The sequence below is a fragment of the Pelagerythrobacter sp. Soil_C_18 genome (assembly GCF_057657235.1).
Window position 1 is genome coordinate 1 of sequence record NZ_JBDGIU010000006.1, and the last position, 19565, is coordinate 19565.

The 19565-nt window shown below is 67.4% G+C and carries 17 protein-coding genes and 1 pseudogene; 10 read left to right on the forward strand and 8 right to left on the reverse strand.

Annotated features, from left to right (window positions below; genetic code table 11):
- Positions 1–299: pseudogene (locus tag AC3A5N_RS12745) on the reverse strand (hypothetical protein); the annotation flags it as partial.
- Between the two features lie 199 nt (positions 300–498).
- Here AC3A5N_RS12745 and AC3A5N_RS12750 point away from each other — a divergent pair.
- Together AC3A5N_RS12750 and AC3A5N_RS12755 are read left to right on the forward strand one after the other, a co-directional pair.
- Complete coding sequence (locus tag AC3A5N_RS12750) at positions 499–3222, forward strand: ATP-dependent DNA helicase (RefSeq protein WP_487737706.1); 2724 nt, start codon at positions 499–501, stop codon at positions 3220–3222.
- Positions 3219–3746 (forward strand): SixA phosphatase family protein, encoded by a 528-nt coding sequence (locus AC3A5N_RS12755; protein ID WP_487737707.1) that lies wholly within the window; start codon positions 3219–3221, stop codon positions 3744–3746. The genes AC3A5N_RS12750 and AC3A5N_RS12755 overlap by 4 nt, the downstream gene beginning before the upstream one ends.
- Positions 3747–3751: 5 nt before the next feature.
- Here AC3A5N_RS12755 and soxR read toward each other — a convergent pair whose 3' ends face one another.
- Positions 3752–4198 (reverse strand): redox-sensitive transcriptional activator SoxR, encoded by a 447-nt coding sequence (gene soxR, locus AC3A5N_RS12760; protein WP_487737708.1) that lies wholly within the window; start codon positions 4196–4198, stop codon positions 3752–3754.
- Positions 4199–4313: 115 nt separating this feature from the next.
- Between soxR and AC3A5N_RS12765 the strand changes: the two genes are divergently transcribed.
- A complete protein-coding gene (locus AC3A5N_RS12765) occupies positions 4314–4685 on the forward strand; it encodes a VOC family protein (protein ID WP_487737709.1) in 372 nt (123 codons plus the stop codon).
- Positions 4686–4731: 46 nt separating this feature from the next.
- Here the strand turns inward: AC3A5N_RS12765 and ubiA are convergent, their stop codons facing one another.
- The gene (gene ubiA, locus AC3A5N_RS12770; protein WP_487737911.1) at positions 4732–5634 is read right to left on the reverse strand and encodes a 4-hydroxybenzoate octaprenyltransferase; all 903 of its coding nucleotides are present in this window, start codon (positions 5632–5634) and stop codon (positions 4732–4734) included.
- 57 nt (positions 5635–5691) lie between these two features.
- Positions 5692–6561, reverse strand: coding sequence for an N-acetylmuramoyl-L-alanine amidase family protein (locus AC3A5N_RS12775; RefSeq protein WP_487737710.1), 870 nt, complete (start codon positions 6559–6561; stop codon positions 5692–5694).
- A gap of 439 nt (positions 6562–7000) precedes the next feature.
- Here AC3A5N_RS12775 and AC3A5N_RS12780 point away from each other — a divergent pair, with 439 nt between their 5' ends.
- Complete coding sequence (locus AC3A5N_RS12780) at positions 7001–9742, forward strand: Rne/Rng family ribonuclease (RefSeq protein ID WP_487737711.1); 2742 nt, start codon at positions 7001–7003, stop codon at positions 9740–9742.
- A 293-nt stretch (positions 9743–10035) separates the two neighbouring features.
- Here the strand turns inward: AC3A5N_RS12780 and AC3A5N_RS12785 are convergent, their stop codons facing one another.
- Together AC3A5N_RS12785 and AC3A5N_RS12790 are read right to left on the reverse strand one after the other, a co-directional pair.
- Positions 10036–10806, reverse strand: a complete 771-nt coding sequence (locus AC3A5N_RS12785) for a nucleotidyltransferase family protein (RefSeq protein WP_487737712.1) — start codon at positions 10804–10806, stop codon at positions 10036–10038.
- Positions 10803–12116, reverse strand: a complete 1314-nt coding sequence (locus tag AC3A5N_RS12790; protein WP_487737713.1) for a lipopolysaccharide biosynthesis protein — start codon at positions 12114–12116, stop codon at positions 10803–10805. Before AC3A5N_RS12790 ends, AC3A5N_RS12785 begins: the two co-directional genes overlap by 4 nt.
- 97 nt (positions 12117–12213) lie before the next feature.
- On the opposite strand from AC3A5N_RS12790, the gene AC3A5N_RS12795 reads away from it, so the two are divergent.
- Together AC3A5N_RS12795 and AC3A5N_RS12800 are read left to right on the forward strand one after the other, a co-directional pair.
- A complete protein-coding gene (locus tag AC3A5N_RS12795) occupies positions 12214–13395 on the forward strand; it encodes a hypothetical protein (protein ID WP_487737714.1) in 1182 nt (393 codons plus the stop codon).
- A 35-nt stretch (positions 13396–13430) separates the two neighbouring features.
- Entirely contained in the window at positions 13431–14618 is a 1188-nt protein-coding gene (locus AC3A5N_RS12800; protein ID WP_487737715.1) for a glycosyltransferase family 4 protein, read from the forward strand.
- Here AC3A5N_RS12800 and AC3A5N_RS12805 read toward each other — a convergent pair.
- Positions 14517–15155 carry an HAD family hydrolase gene (locus AC3A5N_RS12805; protein ID WP_487737716.1) on the reverse strand — a complete coding sequence of 213 codons (639 nt, stop codon included), beginning with the start codon at positions 15153–15155 and terminating at the stop codon, positions 14517–14519. The two genes, AC3A5N_RS12800 and AC3A5N_RS12805, sit on opposite strands and share 102 nt — an antisense overlap.
- Before the next feature lie 161 nt (positions 15156–15316).
- Between AC3A5N_RS12805 and AC3A5N_RS12810 the strand changes: the two genes are divergently transcribed.
- The 4 genes from AC3A5N_RS12810 (at position 15317) to AC3A5N_RS12825 (ending at position 18440) form a co-directional block, all read left to right on the forward strand.
- Entirely contained in the window at positions 15317–16099 is a 783-nt protein-coding gene (locus tag AC3A5N_RS12810) for a succinate dehydrogenase iron-sulfur subunit (RefSeq protein WP_487737717.1), read from the forward strand.
- A gap of 7 nt (positions 16100–16106) precedes the next feature.
- Positions 16107–16562, forward strand: a complete 456-nt coding sequence (locus tag AC3A5N_RS12815) for a PaaI family thioesterase (RefSeq protein WP_487737718.1) — start codon at positions 16107–16109, stop codon at positions 16560–16562.
- Positions 16559–17674, forward strand: coding sequence for a cell division protein ZapE (zapE, locus tag AC3A5N_RS12820; RefSeq protein WP_487737719.1), 1116 nt, complete (start codon positions 16559–16561; stop codon positions 17672–17674). The genes AC3A5N_RS12815 and zapE overlap by 4 nt, the downstream gene beginning before the upstream one ends.
- A 67-nt stretch (positions 17675–17741) precedes the next feature.
- A complete protein-coding gene (locus tag AC3A5N_RS12825) occupies positions 17742–18440 on the forward strand; it encodes a pirin family protein (RefSeq protein WP_487737720.1) in 699 nt (232 codons plus the stop codon).
- 156 nt (positions 18441–18596) lie between these two features.
- On the opposite strand, the gene AC3A5N_RS12830 is transcribed toward AC3A5N_RS12825, so the two are convergent.
- Positions 18597–19553 (reverse strand): crotonase/enoyl-CoA hydratase family protein, encoded by a 957-nt coding sequence (locus AC3A5N_RS12830; protein WP_487737721.1) that lies wholly within the window; start codon positions 19551–19553, stop codon positions 18597–18599.
- Between the last annotated feature and the right edge of the window lie 12 nt (positions 19554–19565).

The following is a 19565-nucleotide window of genomic DNA, read 5'->3' on the forward strand; positions in this document are numbered from 1 at the left end:
CCGCTTGCCGCAGCTTCGGGCGCAGCCTGGCTGGCAGCGGGCGCCGGCGGCAGATCGAGCACGATGCCCGGCGGCTGCGTCGCGGGGGGCGCGGCGACGGTGGTGCTGGGGGTGGCGCTGGCCGGCGCGGTCGCGGGCGACGTTGGCGCGATCGGCAACTGCAGGACGATCGGATCCGACGGCGCGCTCGGCGTCGGAGAGGCCGGCGCCGTCTGTGCAAAAGCCGAGGTGCTGCCTAGCGCGAGCACCGCGGCGATTGCGAAGGGGGCGCTGCGGAGGTGGTGTCTGGTTTTGGGCATGGTAACTGGAAAAACGCGGCACATTTCTGCCATGTTCCTGTTTATCTGCCGTTCAGAGAGCCGTGAACCATTGATTTCACGGCATTAGTCGACTTGATTTCACGACGGGACGCGTCGTCCATGCGTTCAGGCGTTGACCGTGCTTTTCCACTCCGCCGCGCTTGTTTACTTTCCGTTCTCTCTCGCGCATCGTCGAGCGATGTCCGAACCGGTGCCCCTCCCCGCGCTCCACGCCAGCCATGCCGGAACATGGCTGCGCGATGCCACTGGGGCCACACGCGGCTGCTCCAAGGGCGAGGCGATCATGGCCGCGGCGGATACGCCTGTGCTGCTGCTCAACGCGCCGCTGGTGGCTACTCGGCTAGGCTATCCCGACCTCTCGGGGCTCGACCTGCTGGAACTGTTCGCCTTCATCTACCCTGCGCGCTTCTGCGTGCCGACTCCCAAGGGACTCGCCCATGCGCTCGGGCTGGAGGAGCCGACAAGCGACGATGCCGTGCCCGCGCTGCTCCAGCAGGCGACCGGTGCGTTGTTCGAGACTTGCGCCAGCCCCGACTGGGCAGAACGCGAGGGCGCGTGGTCGGCGCTCCAGTCGCTCGTGCGGCTGCGCTGGCCCTGGGCGCAGGTGCTTGCGCCGCATGTCGCGCGACCGGAGCGGGCGGAGAAATGGCTGTTTTCGCGCCTGCCGGAGTGGGAGGAGGCGCCCGACCGCCCACCTCCCGGGCAGGTGCTGATCGAGGAGCCGGAGATCGAGGCGCAGCTCGCGCACCTCACAGGTGCCGGGTCGGAGCGGCGCGAAGGGCAGCGGCTCTATGCCCGGGAGGTGGGCAAGGTCTTCGCACCGCGAGCGAAGCGCGCCGCGCCGCACCTGTTGCTGGCACAGGCCGGGACCGGCATCGGCAAGACCCTGGGCTACCTGGCGCCTGCCTCGCTCTGGGCCTCGGCCGCGCGGGGCACGGTCTGGGTCTCGACCTACACCAAGAACCTCCAGCGCCAGCTTCGGGGGGAGAGCCGCCGCGCCTGGCCCGAGCGGCGCGCCGATGGCACCCAACCCGTGGTGGTACGCAAGGGGCGCGAGAACTACCTCTGTCTGCTCAATCTGGAGGATGCGCTGCAAGGCGGCTTCGGGGGACGTGCGGCGATCCTCGCGCATCTGGTCGCACGCTGGGCCGCCTACAGCCGCGACGGCGACATGATCGGCGGCGACCTGCCGGGCTGGCTCGGCACGTTGTTCCGCAAGCGCGGGATCGCGGCGCTGACCGATCAGCGGGGCGAATGCGTCTACGCTGGCTGCCCGCACTACCGCAAATGCTTCATCGAGCGCGCCGCCCGCGCCTCGGCACAGGCCGACCTGGTCATCGCCAACCACGCGCTGGTGATGATCAATGCCGCGCGCGGACGCGACCATGCACAGCGGCCAACGCGGATCGTGTTCGACGAGGGGCACCACGTCTTCGACGCTGCCGATAGCACTTTCGCCGCCGCACTGACGGGGCAGGAGGCGATCGAGCTTCGGCGCTGGATCGTCGGGCCGGAACGCAAGAACCGCGGCCGCCGCCGGGGCCTGGCGGCCCGCCTTGCAGACGTGGCGAGCTACGACGAAGCGGGCGGCGACGCGATCGAGGCTGCACTCGAAGCGGCACAGGCGCTGCCATCCGACGGTTGGCTCCAGCGTCTCAACGATGGAGAGCCTTACGGCCCGCTCGAGTCCCTCCTCGCAGCGGTGCGGGCCTGCACTTACGCGCGCGACGAAAGCGGCGGACAGGAAGCCGGCTACGGCATCGAGACCGAAGCAGCGGGCCTGCCAGGCAATCTGATCGAACAGGCGCAGGCGGCGCGCGATGCGCTCGCCGCTATCCGCCGCCCCTTGGTCAAGCTCGGGGTACGTCTGGAAGCGGTATTGGAGGATGCACCCGACTGGCTCGACGGCCAGGGCCGCGCACGGATCGAGGGCGCGCGCCATTCGCTCGCCTGGAGGGTTGACCTGCTGCAGGCGTGGGAGGCGTTGCTCGACCGGCTTGGCGGTCCGGCGGACCCGGAGTTCGTCGACTGGCTGGCGGTCGACCGCAGCGAAGCGCGCGAGTTCGACGTGGGCATCCATCGCCGCTGGCTCGACCCGATGAAGCCTTTCGCGCGCGTCGTGCTGGAGCCGGCGCACGGGGTCATGCTCACCAGCGCGACGCTGCGCGATGGCGACGATTGGCAGAACGCCATCGCCCGCTCGGGCGCGCCGCATATCGAGGTGGAACCCCTGCTCGCCCAGGCGGAGAGTCCGTTCGACTACGCCGCCCGCGCGGAGGTGCTGATCATCACCGACGTGAAGCGCGGCGATCTGCCGGCACTCGCCGGCGCCTACGCGCGGCTTATCGAGGCTGCAAACGGGGGGGTGCTCGGTCTGTTTACCGCAGTTCGGCGCCTGCGCGCCGTGCATGGGCGGATCGCCGACCGCCTCGCACGCGCAGGGCTGCCGCTCTATGCGCAGCATGTCGATCCGATCGACACCGGCACGCTGGTCGACATCTTCCGCGACGATCCCGCCGCAAGCCTGCTCGGCACCGATGCCTTGCGCGACGGGGTGGACGTGCCCGGCCGCTCGCTGCGCTGCGTGGTCATGGAACAGGTCCCCTGGCCCCGGCCCGACATCCTCCACCGCGCGCGCCGTGCGGCAAACGGCGGCAGCGCTTACGACGACCGTATCATCCGGGCGCGGCTGGCGCAGGCGTTCGGGCGGCTGATCCGCTCGAAGGACGACGCGGGCCATTTCGTCGTGCTGTCCTCCGCCTTCCCCAGCCGGCTTCTCGGCGCCTTCCCCGCCGGCACGCCTGTCATCAGACTGACGCTGGCCGAAGCTTTACAACGGGTGGCCGCAGGTGTTTCAGGGGCCGAAGCCGCACGGGAATCGAAGGACCGCCAGCCGTCGTGAAGAGATTGGGATTGCTGCGCCACGCGAAGTCGGACTGGGACGACGTGGGCAAGCGCGACTTCGACCGCGGCCTCAACGCCCGCGGACGCAGGGGGGCGCGGCTGATCGGCCGGCACATCGCCGAACATGGCGTCGAGTGGGATCTGCTGCTCGCCAGCTCCGCCGAACGCGTGCGCCAGACGCTCGCCGCCGCATTGCCCGAGGCCGAACCGCGGTGGGACGAGCGCCTCTATCTCGCAAGCGCCGAGACGATCCTGGACGTCGTTCGCGAGAATGCCGGGGACGCGGATGCCGTGCTCGTCGCCGGGCACAATCCTGGCCTGCAGGAAGTGCTCTTCGCGCTCGTCCCGCCATCGGCGGAGAACGGCATGTTCGACGAGGCGGCGACCAAATACCCGACCGCGACGTTCGCGGTGTTCGAACTCGACATCGACGACTGGGCCGACTTGGTGCCCGGCTGCGCACAATTGGTGCACTTCAAGCGCCCCCGAGACCTCGACCCGGCGCTGGGGCCGGAAGAGTAAAAAAGCTAGGCCATTTCGCGCAGGACGCGCGGCCCCGGGCCTTGTTCACCCGCCTTGTCGTCCGGGTTATAGAGCCTGCAGTGCTTGAGGCTCAGGCACCCGCAGCCGATGCAACCGTCGAGGTTGTCGCGCATCGCCTGAAGCTGCGCGATCCGGCGGTCGAGACGATCGCGGATCGCCTCGCTGATCTTCCACCAGTCGAAGCTCGTCGGGGTCCGGCCTTCCGGCAGCCGCGCGAGATGCTCCGCGATGTCCTCCAGCGTCAGCCCGAGCTTCTGCGCGATCAGGATGAAACTGAGACGACGGATGTCCGAGCGCAGGAAGCGCCGCTGGTTGCCGCCAGTACGGTGCGCCCTCAGCAGCCCCTTGTCCTCGTAGAAGCGGATCGCAGAGGTCGAGAGCCCCGTGCGGCGGGCGAGAATGCCGATCGGCAGGAGGTCGCTTGCTTTCATGCGCGCCCTTTAACCCACAAACATGCTTGACCTCAAGTCAGCTTGAAGTTGCATGAATGCGAGCACCCGATTCGCCGACGCATGACGCGCCGGTGTAGCAACAAGGAGTGCCAATATGCCCAAGGGCCAACTCGAACACGCCAATCTAACCGTTACCGACCCGCAGCGCAGCGCCGAGCTGTTTGAAGAGCTGTGCGGCTGGCACGAGCGCTGGCGCGGCCCAGCGATGAACGGCGGCGAGACAATCCATGTCGGCAACGAGATGACTTACCTCGCGCTCTACACCAATCCCGATGCAATCGGCGGCTATCGCAAGGGCGTGCCGCTCAACCATGTCGGCCTGCTGGTCGACGATCTCGACGCGGCGGAAAAGATCGTGGTCGAAGCGGGTCTCGAACCTTTCGCCCACGCCGACTATGCGCCCGGCCGGCGCTTCTACTTCTTCGACTGGGACGGAATCGAATTCGAGGTGGTCAGCTACCTCTGAGCCGTGCGCCCCTCTCGTTTTGCAGAACGCAGAGCGGGAGGGGCGATCAGGCGTTGCCGACGACGAAGCACGCCGCCGCCACCAGCACCCCGGTCCACCGGTTCGCCCGGAACCGCTCGAGTGGATTGGCCGGGTCGGCCGGGTCGAGCGTCGCCACCTGCCACCCCAGGTGAATCGCCGCCGGGGCCAACGCCAACAGCGCCAGCCAGTCTTCGCGCAGCAACCAGAACGCGAGCGCCCAGAGCGCCACCGCGCCGCCGTAGAACAGCGCCACTCCCGGCTTCACGCGCCGCCCCAGCCGCAGTGCGGAGGAGCGGATGCCGACGAGCGCGTCGTCCTCCCGGTCCTGCAAGGCGTAGATCGTGTCGTAGCCGATCACCCACAGTACACACCCGGCGTAGAGCGCCGCAAGAACCTCCCAGTTGTCGGAGCGCAGCGCGATCCAGGCAATCGGCGCACCCCAACTGAACACGAGCCCGAGCCATGCCTGCGGCCACCACGTGATCCGCTTCATGAACGGATAGGCCGCGACCAGCGCCAGGCTCGCCAGCGCGACGAGCTGCGCCTGCCACCGCAGTTGCAGCAGCACGACGAGTCCGACGAGGCACAGCGCGAGGAGCCAGGCCCAGGCGAGCTTCTTCGAAACGCGTCCGCTCGCGACCGGGCGCAGCGCCGTACGGGCCACCTGCCGGTCGAGGTTCGCATCGACGATGTCGTTGTAGACGCACCCCGCCCCCCGCATCGCCACGCTGCCGAGGAGGAGCCACAGCAGCAGTTCCCACTGCCAACCCGCGCCGGCGAGCCAGAGGCCGTAGACGCAGGGCCAGAACAACAGCCACCAGCCGATCGGCCGGTCGAAGCGGGCGAGCTGCGCGAGATCCCGCGGCACCTGCGGCATGCGCGCGATGATCCCGCGGTGCTCGCTGTCGGGTACGATCTGCTCGGTCATCGCGTTCGCACTACCGTGGCCGCGCTCGCGCGTCATCCATCGATGCACTCCGGACGACTACGACCCGGCCTGCCGCGCGAAGTAGATGCGGATCGCGCGCGCCATCACCTCGGCAAAGCGCTCCTGCCCCTCGGGTGTTGCGAGGCGCTCCGCATCTTCGGGATTGGTGATGAAGCCGGATTCGTAGAGCACCGCAGGCACGTCCGGCGCGCGCAGTACGGCGAGCGCAGCCGAGCGGCGGGGCCGGGGGTGAAAAGTCAGCGTGCCCTCCCCTTCCCGGAGGATCAGGCTCGTGAATTCGTCCGATTCCTCCAGCACGCGGCGCTGCGACAGTTCGACGAGGATCGCGCTGACCTGCTCGCTCTGTCCCTCGACCCGCACACCATTGAGACGGTCGGCGTTGTTTTCACGCTCAGCAAAGCGCGCGGCCGCCTCGCTCGATGCCTGCGCAGAGAGCGTGTAGATGCTTGCGCCGCTTGCCTCGCTGGCCTCGGACGCGGAATCGGCGTGGATCGACAGGAACAGGTCGGCGCTCATCCGGCGCGCGATTTCCGGCCGTTCGTCGAGCACGAGGAAGCTGTCGTCCTCGCGCGTCAGCGCCACGCGGATGCCGCCGTCGCGCACGAGCCGATCGCGCAGCGCGAGTGCGAGGCCGAGCGCGATATCCTTCTCGCGGTAACCTTCTACACTCGCCCCCGGATCCTTTCCGCCGTGCCCCGGATCGATCACCACAAGCGGCCGCGACCGGTCGGGTGGGCCATGGATCTTCGGCAGGTCGACGGGGGCGCCGGCGTCGGGAAGCGCCAGGCGGACCACATAGTCCCGCCCGAGGTGAGGCACCGAGATCGTCAGGCCGAGCGCGTATAGCGTGGCCAACAATGCCAGCGGGGCGAGGAAAACCAGCCAGATCTGAAGCCGCATGGACATTGCGCGGTGTTGTTACGGCGTTGCGGGCGCAGAGCGCAACATGGTTGCCGAACAAGACCGGCAGTGCTAGCGCTGGCAGGCCGACATCCGGCCCGTCAAAGCCCGCCTTTCACACTTTCGTGCTGGCCGGCCGGGGAACGATCGGCAAGCTCGGAAGTCCCTTCCCGGGCTTTACGCAACAGGTTGATGCAAGACATGAGAAGCCCCTCCCCGCCCCTGACGACGCTGCCCCCGGCATGCGTCGCGGCATGGGCGGACCAGGCAGCGCAGAACAAGCGCATTCGCATGTACGCAGACACATCATTCCGGCGCCTCTGGACCATCCAGGGCGACCGGTCCGACAACGCCGCCCATCGCAGCTCGATCGGCGGTTTCCACACATATGCGCGCGTTCTCCCGACAGGCCTCGGCTTAAGGGCACGCGCACGGAGAATTCTAAATGGCAACGCGCATGCTTATCGATGCGCGCCACCCGGAAGAAACGCGGGTGGCGGTGCTCAAGGGCAACCGGATCGAAGAATTTGATTTCGAATCTGCCGAACACAAACAAATCAAAGGCAATATCTACCTCGCCAAAGTCACCAGGGTAGAACCCAGTCTTCAGGCAGCTTTCGTCGACTTCGGCGGCAACCGGCACGGTTTTCTCGCGTTCGGCGAAATCCACCCGGACTACTACCAGATCCCCAAGGAGGATCGCGAGCAGCTCCTCGCCGAAGAGGCGGAGGCGGCCGATGAAGAAGCACGCCTGCGCGCCGAAGAGGAAGAGCGCGGCGAGTTCCCCGGCGACGAATACGACGCGGACGACGAAACCGGCGAATCGCTGGTCGAGGAATTCGCCGAGGACGGGGTCGAGGAAATCGACACCTCAGAGAAGTCCAAGGTCTCCACGATCGAGGAAGGCCAGGTCGAGAACGGCGACGATGACGACGACGGCGACGAAGAGAACGGCGACGGCGCCGGGGATTCGCGCCGTGGCCGCCGCGGTCGTGCGCGCCGTCAGGGCAAGGGCCGCGCCCGCACGAAGGAAGTCGACGAGGTTCGCGCCCGCCGCCAGGCACTGCGCCGCCGCTACAAGATTCAGGACGTCATCCAGCGCCGCCAGGTGCTGCTGGTTCAGGTCGTCAAGGAAGAGCGCGGCAACAAGGGTGCGGCGCTGACGACTTATCTCAGCCTCGCCGGGCGCTACACGGTTCTGATGCCGAACAGCAGCCACGGCGGCGGCATCTCGCGCAAGATCTCCAGCGCGAGCGACCGCAAGCGGCTGAAGCAGATCGTGGGCGACATGAGCCTGCCGAAGTCGATGGGCCTGATCGTCCGCACCGCCGGCCTCCAGCGCACCAAGACCGAGATCAAGCGCGACTTCGACTATCTCGCCCGTCTGTGGGACGAGATCCGCGAAAAAACGCTCTCCTCCAGCGCACCGACGCTGATCCATTCCGACAGCGATCTGATCAAGCGCGCGATCCGCGACATCTACAACCGCGAGATCGAGGAAGTCGTGGTCGAGGGTGAAGCGGGCTACCGCTCGGCCAAGGAATTCATGAAGCTGCTGATGCCCAGCCACGCCCGGCGGGTGAAGGCCTATTCCGATCCCGTGCCGCTGTTCCAGCGCTACGGTGCGGAAGACCAGCTTCGCGCGATGTACGACCCGGTGGTGCAGCTCAAATCGGGCGGCTATCTGGTCATCAACCCGACCGAGGCGCTCGTCTCGATCGACATCAACTCGGGCCGCTCGACCAAGGAACACGGGATCGAGCAGACCGCGCTCGCGACCAATCTCGAGGCGGCGAAGGAAATCGCCCGTCAGCTTCGCCTGCGCGACATGGCAGGCCTGGTCGTGATCGACTTCATCGACATGGAGTACAGCTCCAACATCCGTAAGGTCGAGCGCGCGATGAAGGACGCGCTCAAGAACGACCGTGCGCGCATCCAGGTCGGCCGCATCTCGGGCTTCGGCCTGATGGAGATGAGCCGCCAGCGTCTGCGCACCGGCGTGCTCGAAGCGACGACCCGCGAATGTCCGCATTGCGACGGCACCGGCCTCGTCCGCACCGCATCGAGCGCGGGCCTCTCGGCGCTACGCCTGATCGAGGACGAAGCGGCCAAGGGCAAGGGCACCGTGATCCAGCTCGCCGCGAGCACCGAGGCGGCGATCTACCTGCTCAACGCCAAGCGCGACGATCTCGTCGAGATCGAGCAGCGCTACGGCGTCAATGTCGAGGTCGTTCCGGAGGGCGAGGAAGAAGGCGCGAAGATGAGCGTCTCCAGCTCCGGCCCTCGCCCGACCCAGGCACCGAAGTTCGAACCGATCGTCGACGACGACGAGGATGATATCGAAGTCGAAGCCGAGGACGACGAAGAGGAATACGACGCCCGCGACGAGGACGAAAGCGATGCGTCCCAGAAGCGCAAGCGGCGCCGCCGGGGCGGTCGCGGCCGCAACAAGAGCCGCGGCGACGACCAGGGCGACGGCAACCGTGACGGCGATACGTCCGAAGACGGTGAGCGTCGCGACGACACTCCTGCCCGCGACGACCGCGATGGCGGTGACGACGAGGAAGGAAAGCCGAAGAAGCGCCGTCGCCGCGGCGGGCGCCGCCGGCGCGGCAAGGGCGGCGAGGCCGGCGAGGAAACGGGCGGCGAGGAGAAGCCGCTGGAGGATCTGTCGGAACAGGTCGTCGACGACATGGCCGTCGTTGCGGGTCCCGAAGATTCGCCCGAGACCGCCGAAGCGGTTGCCGAGGAGGCTCCCAAGCCGAAGAGGCGCTCGCGGCGGAAGAAGGTAGAGGAACCTGCTCCTGCCGAAGTCGAGGTCGCCGAGACCACCGCAACCGAGGAAGCGCCCGCGGCCGAACCCGCAGCGGAAACTGAGGAAGCACCGAAGCCGAAGAGGCGCCCGCGCCGCAAGAAGGCAGAGGAAGCTCCGACCGAAGACGCTGCGACCACCGCATCCGAACCGGCCGCGGAAGCGGAGGCTCCGGTCGAGAAGCCCAAGCGCACGCGGCGCAAGAAGAAGGAAGAACCTGCGCCCCAGGATGCCGCCCCGGTCGAGGATACGGTTCCGGCCGAGGAATCTGCACCGGCAGAGGCCGCCGAACCGGCTCCGGCGAACGACGCCGGCGAAGCAGCAACCGGAGCGCCTCAGCGGCGCGGCTGGTGGCAGCGCACCTTCGGCGAGTAACGCGTGCCAGTCATGGCGAGGCGGCCCCCGGGCCCCTCGCCATGACGCGCCGTGCTGCAGACCTCTACGGTCAGGTCTTATGCCCACGCCCCATGCCGTCCACGTGAGCGGGCGCGGTATTCCCGGCAGATAGCGTTCGACCAACGGCTCGACTGCGAAGCCACCCGCGACGACTGCCGAAACCTCCCTGACCTCCGCAGCGTACGGGCCCCGACGGAATTGTCATCGTGGCGGCACTCACATGGCGTCAGCAGATGTCGTTTGTCTCCTGCCTGCTGCCTGAAAGACCAGCGCTAGCGAAGCTGCCCCGCGTCATCGCCGACGAGCAGGCGCACGTCCTCCAGATCGCGCGCGGTATCGACGTCGACGGCAGCGAGCCCATTGCTGGCGGAGACCAGAGCGGCCCGCACACCGATGCCCTCACCCAGCCGCGCCAGCCCCTTGGCGAGCGACAACCGCCCCAGCGCGTACGACACGAGCAGCCCGAGCCCGAGCCGCGCGACGATCTTCCATGGCCGCTTGCGGTCGGCCTCGACCCGGGTCCATTCCTCCACCGCTGCGCGCGCCGCTGGAGTCCGCAGGAGGAACAGATTGCAGCCCGACCAGTGCCCGTCCGCGAAGCGAAGGTAGGTCCGCCGGCTGCCCGGCACCGCCGCCTCTATCCGCGCGCGTTCCGCCATCATCACCGCGAGATCGCAGTCGGCCGGTGCTCCATTGACCAGCTCGGCGACCCATTCGGAGCGCAGCAAGGCATGGTCTGCGGTTGTCACGAGGAGCGGTGTGCCGCAGGCATTGAGCCCGCGCAGCACGCTTCCGCTCGGCCCATCAGCCGGAGGAATGATCTCCGCGCCCAGGTCCCGCGCGAGATCCTCCACTGGACCGGTTTCGCAGCAGACGAAGACCCGCATGCATCCCGCTTCATGCAGCGCCCCGATGACGCGGGTGAGGAGTGGTGCATCGCCTACCTCGATCAGCGCCTTGTGTGCCACGCCGGCTTCCAGCGCGAGCGGGTCGCCACCCGGCCGGGAGCCCGCCAGCACCAGCGCGTTTACCGCGGCGGTCACGCAGTCCGGTCCCGCCGAAGCACGACGAACACTGCGATGCTCATCGCGAGATAGCTGCACGCCATGCCGAGCGCGACCGCCCAGCCGATACCCACCGGGCCGAAGCCGGCGAATGCAACGATGCTGGCGATCAGAACCACCGCGGCAAGGCTGCGTGCGATAAGCGGATAGGAGGGGTGCCCGGTGGAATGGAGCACGGGTTCATACGAGGCGCTGGCGAGGTCGAAAGCCGCGCCGATCGCCAGCGGTATCAGCACCACGCCCCCGCGCGCGAAGCCCTCGCCCCCGATCAGGGCTAGCAAGTCGTCGCCGAACGCAAGCGCGGCGAGTGTCACGGTCAAGCCGCCGATCCCTGCGATCACCGTCACTTGCCTGACCAGCCGCCGGAAATCGCCGATATCCGCCGCCATGCGGGCATGGGCGAATTCCGGATAGATCGCCCGGCTGAGGAGCTGCGACAGCTTGCCGAAGCCCTGCGCGAGCTGGTCCGCCAAGCGATAGATGCCCGCCGCACTCGTGCCGAGGAAATAGCCGACCGCGAGCAGCGGCCCCTGCTTGTAGAGCGCGTCCAGCGTCGAGCTGACGTAGGTGATGCCGAAGAAGCGGCCGACACCCGGATTCTCGCGCATGACCTGGCCCAGCGCGCCGAGATTTTCCCTGCGCATCGCCTGTGGCGCGAGCCGCCAGGCGGCGACCCAGTAGGCTGCGGCGGAGATCAGTTCTATCGCCGCCCAGGCGGCCAGGAAGCGCCCGACGTTCGCGCCAGCGAACATGATCGCGAAGGCTGCAAGCAGGCGCCCGGTGGGCACGATCGCCTCGACATAGGTGGCGATGTCGAATCGGCCGAGCACGCGCACGATCCCGATCGGCGTCGTCGCGCGCGCCCACAGCAGCGCGCAATTGAACGCGAATGCCATCGTCACGTACCGCTCGTTGAGTTCGAGCAGCTCGGCGAACCCGAAGTAGATCACATAGGCGACTAGGCTGCCAAGCAGCGCGCCGCCCGCATCGATCGCTCCGCAGAACCACGCGAGGCGGCCGAAGCGCTGCCAGTTCTGCTCGTGCACGGCCTGCGCGCCAAAGCGGACCATGGTCTGCCAGGTCTGGAATCCGGCCGCGGCCACCAAGGCCTGACCCGTGCCGAAAATCAGCGAAAAGTGGCCGAAATCCTTGATCCCGAGCGAGCGCGACAGCACTGCGAGATAAACGATGCTGCAGACGGCACCGAAGCCTTTGCCCCCCAAGAGCCACGCCAGGTTGCCCAGGATGGTAGACAGGCCCGTGCGTGAAGTGGGAGCGCGCGACGGCATGGCCGCGCTCTGGACGAGCTTGCTGGGACGGTCAATGCCTAGGGTCGGATGACATCGGCATGGCGCCGCGCTGCCGTTTACGCTAGCGGCACGCCCGATGGCGCGCATCTGCTTTCTCTTCAACCACGACCAGCTCCACCAGCTCGCGCATAGCCTGCCGATCGCGCTGGAGCTGGCCGCGAGCGGGCGGCACGAAGTCGTGCTGGCGACGGGCAGCGAACGGCTGGAGCAGCGGCTGCGCGAACTCGCCGGCACGTCGCTTGAGCAGATGCGTCTGGTGCGACTGGACCTGCGCCGCGGGCTGTCGCGGATGGCGGCTGGCGCGCTGGAGCGGATCGTTCCGGCGCGCAAGATCCTGCTCTACCGCGACAACCTCGATTTCTTCCGCGGGTTCGATGCACTGGTTGTGTCGGAAAAGACGTCGCTCCTGCTCAAGACGCGTTATGGCCTCGATGGGCTGAAGATCATCCACACTCGGCACGGTGCCGGAGACCGCGCAATCGGGTTCGGCAAGGAGAGCGCCCAGTTCGATCTCGTGCTGGTTTCCGGTCCCAAGATCGCACGGCGCCTGAAAGCAGAGGCCGGCGTGGACCAGGCGCGCATCCGCATCGTCGGCTATCCCAAGTTCGATCTTTTTGCGAACCGGCGCATCCCAAACCCGTTTCCTGATCCCTCGCGGCCGATCGTTCTCTACACGCCGCATCCCTCCCCTCGCCTGTCGAGCTACTACCGAATGGGGCCGCGGGTCATGGCGGAACTGGCGGCGAGCGACCGCTACAACGTGATCTTCGCTCCGCACGTCATGCTGTTCCAGCGGCGGTACACGGTCACCATCGCCCCGCCCGCGATCGAGCGCGTGCCGCCGGTCGATCCCGCAGTCGACGCCTGCCCGCACATCCTGGTCGACCGCGGCAGCCCGGCGGCGACCGACATGAGCTACACCAACCTCGCCGACATCTACTGCGGCGACGTGAGCAGCCAGATCTACGAATTCCTGCTGCGCCCTCGCCCTTGCCTGCATCTGAACGCCCACGGTGTGGAGTGGCAAGGCAATCCCGATTACGCACACTGGCAGACCGGACCTGTCGTCGGGCCGGATACGAATGTCGTCGCGGCGCTCGACCAGGCCGTCGCCACGCACCCGCAATACCTGGCGCGGCAGAAGGAACTTTTCGCCGATACGTTCTCGACAGGCGCACAGTCGGCCGCGATAAGGGCCGCTGCCGCCGTCACGTCTTTCATGGAAGAGAACTCGTCATTCAGCACGAAACGAGCCTGAAACCGGCGCGGCTCGACGGCCAGTGCATCTGGGTCATGGCGAAAGGCTATGCTGCCGAAGAAGGCGGCATGCAGACCTACGCCGAAGGCGTGGCCGAAGCCTATGCCGAAGCCGGCGCAGACGTGACGGTGTTCACACAGACGGCGCTGGGCCCGCGGCGGATACGCGTCGGGCCGGTCGCGCTGGTCGACGTCGGCCGACCCAAGTCGCCGCTGATGCCGCTTCGCCTGCGTGCGGCCATGCGGCGCGAGAGGGCCCGGAACGGTGCGCCTTTCCTGGTGCACGGCACCACCTGGCGCACCTCGATCCTGCCGATGCTGGCCGGCTTGCCCTACGTCACCACCTTTCACGGCCGCGAGTTCATGTACGGCGGCACGCGCACGAAGCAGCTCATGCGGATGGTCGCACGCCGCGCGCGCGCGATCGTGACCGTCAGCGGCTACAGCGCGGCCAAGCTCCGCGCGCGCTTGGGCGAGGATCTGCCGGAACCGGTCGTCGCCTGGAACGGACTTGGCGACAGCCCGAACGGCTGTGCCGCACAGAAACCCTGTGCCGAGAACGATCCGCCGCTCATCTTCTCGCTGTGCCGTCTGGAGCCGCGCAAGAACATCGCGGCATGCGTTCGCGCCCTGGCCGAACTGCGCGACCAGGGGTTGCCCTTCCGATACGTCATCGGCGGACGCGGCCCGGCCCTGGCCGAAGTGCAGCAGCTCGTCGAGGAACTCGCGCTCGGCGACATGGTGGAAGTCGCAGGCTTCATGCCGGCCGAGCGGGTGGCGGCGCTCTACGCCCAAGCGGACATCTTCCTCCATCCACAGATCGAGATCGACGACGGACGCGATTTCGAAGGGTTCGGCATCGCGATCGCCGATGCCATGGCGGCGGAAACGGCGGTCGTCCTCGGCAAGGCGGGCGGCGCGATCGAGCTGATCGAATGCGATGTCAACGGGATCGCGGTCGACGGCACTGATCACGGCGAGCTGCGCGGCGCCCTGCACCGTCTGCTCTCTGGGCCGGACGAACGCCGCGCGATGGCCGGCGCCGCGCGCCTCCATGCGGAGCGCACGTTTCGTTGGGACCGTCATATCGCACTGGTCCTGCGCGATATGGCAGCGGAAGTCTCAGCGAGTGAAGTCGACCGGGCACCAGCCTCGCTGCTCGGCGCGCCGGGCGGCTTTGGAGCGCGCGGTCACGAACCAGCCCTCGTCGGCCCAGTCGAGTAAAGGCGCATCGGCGAAACTGTCGCTGACGAACCGCAGGTGCAGCTCCTCGCGCGCAATGCCGCGCTCCGCCAGCCAGGCCTGCACGCGCGCCAGCTTCTCCGGCCCGTAGCAGTTGGGTTGCAAATCGCCTTCGAGCGCCCAGTGGCTGGCGATGATCTCCTCCACCTCGAGCAGCCGCGCGATGTGTTCGGCGTAGAGCAGGTAGGCAGCGGTGGCGACTACGACGCGGCGTCCCTCGCGCACGTCGGCCTCCATCGCCCGCCGCGCGCCGGGATGCAGCCGAGCAATGCGCGCGTTGGCGAAGGCCTGCGCCACCGCAGCGAGTCGTTCTGTGCGCGGACGCCCCAGCATCAGCCGCATTCCACGGTGCTTGAGCGCGGACCGGCCGATCAGCCCGAGCTTGTGTCCGATCATCAGCGCCACCCAGACCGGCAGCAGCAGGAGCCGCCACGGCGCGAGTCGCCGTGCACCGAAGATCAGGAAGGGCGTGAAAGTCGAACCGGACAGCAGCGTACCGTCCAGATCGTAGATCGTCATGCGCAAACCTGGCGCTCCTGCTTTGCCGTGTTCGCCGGCCCCCTAGCGCAATCATTGCGGAGTTTCGCGCCCTTTCAACTTTCCCGTGTGTCCCGCTTCGCCTTGCTCTTGCCGCCGAACCGGTTAGATAGGCCGCGAAACGCAGCAGGACAGCGGACGCAATGGCGACCTTCACCCTCCCGAAGAATTCGAAGATCAGCGGCAAGGGCCGCGCCCACCGCGCCGAGGGCGCCAACCGGGTCCAGAAGTTCAAGATCTACCGCTACGATCCCGACAGCGGCGAGAATCCGCGCTACGACACATTCGAGCTCGACCTCGACGATTGCGGCCCGATGGTCCTCGACGCGCTGATTAAGATCAAGAACGAGATCGATCCGACGCTGACCTTCCGCCGCTCGTGCCGCGAGGGGATCTGCGGTTCCTGCTCGATGAACCTCAATGGCAAGAACGGCCTCGCCTGCACCACCGCGATCGAGGATCTGAAGGGCGAGATCCGCATCACGCCGCTGCCGCACATGGACGTGGTCAAGGACCTCGTCCCCGACTTCACGCACTTCTACGCGCAGTACGCCTCGATCCGGCCCTGGCTGCAGACCGTCTCGACCACGCCGAGCGGCAAGGAGCGGCTGCAGAGCCCCGAGCAGCGCGAGAAGCTCGACGGCCTCTACGAATGCATCCTCTGCGCCTGCTGCTCGACCGCGTGCCCCAGCTACTGGTGGAATTCGGACAAGTTCCTGGGCCCGGCGATCCTGCTCCAGGCATATCGCTGGCTCGCCGACAGCCGCGACGAGATGACCGGCGAACGCCTCGACCAGCTCGAGGATCCGTTCCGGCTCTATCGCTGCCACACGATCATGAACTGCGCGAACGTGTGCCCCAAGGGCCTCAACCCGGCCAAGGCGATCGCCGAGACCAAGAAGATGCTGGCCGAGCGCCAGATCTGATCCGGGCGTGGAAGCGGAAGAGCCGGTCTTCGACTATCGGGAGCATCCCGATCATCCCGGCTGGCATACCTGGAACCTGCGCGATCAAACGCGCTTCAACCCGGTGGTCATGGGCGACATGCTCGTGCGCACCGAGGGCAGCAAATGCCGCCTGCGCATGTTTCCCGAGCGCAAGCATACCAACCTGCAGGAGATGATCCACGGCGCGGTCACGCTGTCGCTGATCGACATCTCTCTGTTTGCCGCGATGCGGACTCTGACCGGCGGCGATGCCGGCCCGGCGGTGACGCTGGAACTTTCGACCCAGTTCATCGGCGCCGGCAAGCCCGACCAGCCGCTGGATGCCGTAGTCGAGGTTCTGCGTGAAACGGGGCGCCTGCTATTCCTGCGCGGCGAGGTCGTGCAGGGCGACCATCTCGTGGCAGGCTTCACCGGGCTAGTGCGCAAGGCCAGCCGCAAGTGAGCGGCATGCTTGCGCGCTACGAAGCGCTGGTCGCCGCGGGCGAGCTGCGCCCCGATGCCGAGCAGCGCACTGCCGCAGTAGCGCTCGACCGGCTGCAGAGCGCCCTCGAAACCGAACAGAACGTCGGCTTCCTCGGCCGTCTCCTCGGCCGCAAGCCCTCGCCTCCGCGCGGGATCTACATGTGGGGCGGCGTCGGGCGCGGCAAGTCGATGCTGATGGACCTGTTCGTCGAGACACTGGGGATCGCGGAAAAGCGCCGGGTCCACTTCCATGCCTTCATGCTCGAAGTCGACAAGCTGATCCGCGAGGAACGGGCGAAGGAGAGCGGCGACCCGGTCGCCCCGGCGGCCGCGCGCATCGCCCGCGAAGTCCGCTGCCTCGCCTTCGACGAAATGGTGGTCAACAACACCGCCGACGCCGCGATCATGAGCCGCCTGTTCACCGCATTGATCCGCGACGAGGGCGTCACCGTGGTCACCACCAGCAACCGGCCGCCACGCGACCTCTACAAGGACGGGCTCAACCGCTCGCTGTTCCTTCCCTTCATCGATCTGGTCGAGGCGGAGCTGGACGTGGTCCCGCTCAATGGCCCGGTCGATTACCGGCTCGATCGACTGGGCGGGATCGACAATTGGCACACGCCACTCGGCCCCGAGGCGACCGCGCAGGTACGCGAGGCTTTCTTCCGCCTTACCGACTACAAGCCGGAAGATGCAGCGCACGTGCCGAGCGCCGATCTGGACCTCGGCGGCGGACGCAAGCTGCATGTGCCCAAGAGCCTCAAGGGCGTGGCCGTGTTCAGCTTCAAGCGCCTGTGCGGCGAGAACCGCGGCGCGGCGGACTATCTCGCGATCGCGCGCGCCTATCACACAGTGATCGTGGTCGGCATTCCGATCATGGGGCCCGACCGCCGCAACGAGGCGATCCGCTTCACCAAGCTCGTCGACGCGCTTTACGAGCTCAAGGTCAAGCTCTTCGCAACCGCCGATGCTGAGCCGGAGGGCCTCTACCCCTCGGGGGACGGCAGCTTCGAATTCGCCCGGACGGTCAGCCGGCTCGAGGAAATGCAGAGCGCCGACTACATGGCGCTGGGCCACGGCAGCGAGGGTTGAAAGGCTGCGGGCGAGCCCCACTTATCGACTATTCCGGCGACAACATCCCGCCGAGGTGAGAATACCGATGATCGACGTGAGACCTTTCGCCACGCTGGGCGCGGCCGACCACGGCTGGCTCGATGCGCGCCATCATTTCAGTTTCGCCAGCTACCACGATCCCGAGCGCATGGGCTGGGGCGCGATCCGCGTGTGGAACGACGACACGATCGCGCCGAAGAGCGGCTTCCCGCCGCACCCGCACAACGACATGGAAATCGTGACGTTCGTGCGCACCGGGGCGATCACCCACAAGGACAGCCTGGGCAACCAGGGCCGCACCGCCGCGGGTGACGTTCAGGTGATGAGCGCCGGCACGGGCATCACCCACGCCGAATACAATCTCGAGGACGAGGAAACCACGCTGTTCCAGATCTGGATCATCCCGGATCGGCGCGGCGAGCAGCCATCATGGGGCCAGCGCGAGTTCCCCGAGGCTGCGCGCGAGGGCGGGTTCGAGATCGTTGCCAGCGGCACGCCCGAAGCGGATGACGCCCTGTCGATCCGCACGGACGCCAAAGTGGCCGCTGCGACCCTCGCCGCGGGGCAGTCGGCGACATGGCGCACTTCGGGCGAGCGGCACCAGTATCTCGTCGCGCCCGACGGCCGCATTCGGGTGAACGGCGTCGAAGCCGCTCCGCGCGACGGCATTGCCGTGACCGGCGAGGAGGAGATCGTCGTCGAGGCGATCGACGACGCGCAGGTCGTGCTGGTCGACGCCCGCTAGCTGGGCTCACATCCGCTCTCTCCCCTTCAGGGGAGAGATACGCAGGCTTGCGAGCTTGCTCGCTAGCCGGAGTTGAGAGGGGAAGCAGGATAGGTCGGGACGGAATGTCTCACCACGCCCCTCTCCCAACCCTCTCCCCAAAAGGGGAGAGGGCTATCAGGCCGCCTTGGCGAGCCGTGCTTGCGCGGCCACGAGGCGGCCCATGACTTTCAGGTCCTGCTCGCGCAACTGGAGCGCCGAATCCGCCCATAGCTCGGTGATGCGGTTCAGCTCCGCCAGCTCGAGATTCCAGGCGACCTTCATCGCCCGCCGCGAATTGACCAGTCCCGCGTGGCGGCGATCCGACTTCTTGATGAACTCGCGGCAGGCGGCGAGGCCCTGTCCGTTCTCGGCGAGGTGATGCACCAGGCCGATCTCGTACATCTGCTCCGCGGTATAAGTCTCGTTCGAGACGATCAGCCGGTCGGCCATCGCGCTGCCGATCTTGCGGCTCAGCAGTGCGTGCGCCCCCATACCCGGGAACAGGCCGAACATGATCTCCGGCAAGCCGAACGTCGCACCGCGTTCGGCAACGATGTAGTCGAACGACAGCAGCGCCTCGAACCCGCCGCCGAGCGCCGCGCCCTCGACCAGCCCGATCGTGAGTATCGGCAGGTCGAGCGACGCGATGTTGCGGTGGAGGATCTTGCAGCAGCGATGGCCGTAGCGCACCAGAGCGGCGCGGTCGCGCTCGCGGATCAGACGCTGGAAGAGGTCGAGATCGCCGCCGAAGCAGAACACGCCCGGCGCGCGGCTGCCGAGCACGAGGAAGCGCAGCGGCACTTTCTCCGGCCCGAAGCCCTGCTCGATATAGACCTGCCAGTTCTCGAAATCGCCGAGCATGGTGGGTGTGAAGCTCGGTCGTCCTTCGGGGTTCATGTACGTCCAGAGGGTCTGCGTTTCGTCCTCGTAGAAGACGTCGAGCTCGTGAAGCTGGAACAGGCCTTCAGGGATCGCCGCGTGCCGCGCGCTTTCCGCGACCAGCGCCTGGTCGCCTCCGCCAAGCGGAATAGCTGGCTGATCCGAGCCCGTTTCGGGTTCGGCTTTCTCTATTCCGGAACTCACACGATCCATAAGGATCCCCCC

Bases quoted from the DNA above. Each gene is read 5' to 3' on its own strand.
- AC3A5N_RS12810 (WP_487737717.1), top strand. From the start codon at position 15,317: ATGGCGACCTTCACCCTCCCGAAGAATTCGAAGATCAGCGGCAAGGGC.
- soxR (WP_487737708.1), bottom strand. From the start codon at position 4,198: ATGAAAGCAAGCGACCTCCTGCCGATCGGCATTCTCGCCCGCCGCACG.
- AC3A5N_RS12750 (WP_487737706.1), top strand. From the start codon at position 499: ATGTCCGAACCGGTGCCCCTCCCCGCGCTCCACGCCAGCCATGCCGGA.
- AC3A5N_RS12765 (WP_487737709.1), top strand. From the start codon at position 4,314: ATGCCCAAGGGCCAACTCGAACACGCCAATCTAACCGTTACCGACCCG.
- AC3A5N_RS12790 (WP_487737713.1), bottom strand. From the start codon at position 12,116: ATGCCGTCGCGCGCTCCCACTTCACGCACGGGCCTGTCTACCATCCTG.
- ubiA (WP_487737911.1), bottom strand. From the start codon at position 5,634: ATGACCGAGCAGATCGTACCCGACAGCGAGCACCGCGGGATCATCGCG.
- AC3A5N_RS12800 (WP_487737715.1), top strand. From the start codon at position 13,431: ATGGCGAAAGGCTATGCTGCCGAAGAAGGCGGCATGCAGACCTACGCC.
- AC3A5N_RS12825 (WP_487737720.1), top strand. From the start codon at position 17,742: ATGATCGACGTGAGACCTTTCGCCACGCTGGGCGCGGCCGACCACGGC.
- AC3A5N_RS12805 (WP_487737716.1), bottom strand. From the start codon at position 15,155: ATGACGATCTACGATCTGGACGGTACGCTGCTGTCCGGTTCGACTTTC.
- AC3A5N_RS12830 (WP_487737721.1), bottom strand. From the start codon at position 19,553: ATGGATCGTGTGAGTTCCGGAATAGAGAAAGCCGAACCCGAAACGGGC.
- AC3A5N_RS12780 (WP_487737711.1), top strand. From the start codon at position 7,001: ATGGCAACGCGCATGCTTATCGATGCGCGCCACCCGGAAGAAACGCGG.
- AC3A5N_RS12775 (WP_487737710.1), bottom strand. From the start codon at position 6,561: ATGTCCATGCGGCTTCAGATCTGGCTGGTTTTCCTCGCCCCGCTGGCA.
- AC3A5N_RS12795 (WP_487737714.1), top strand. From the start codon at position 12,214: ATGGCGCGCATCTGCTTTCTCTTCAACCACGACCAGCTCCACCAGCTC.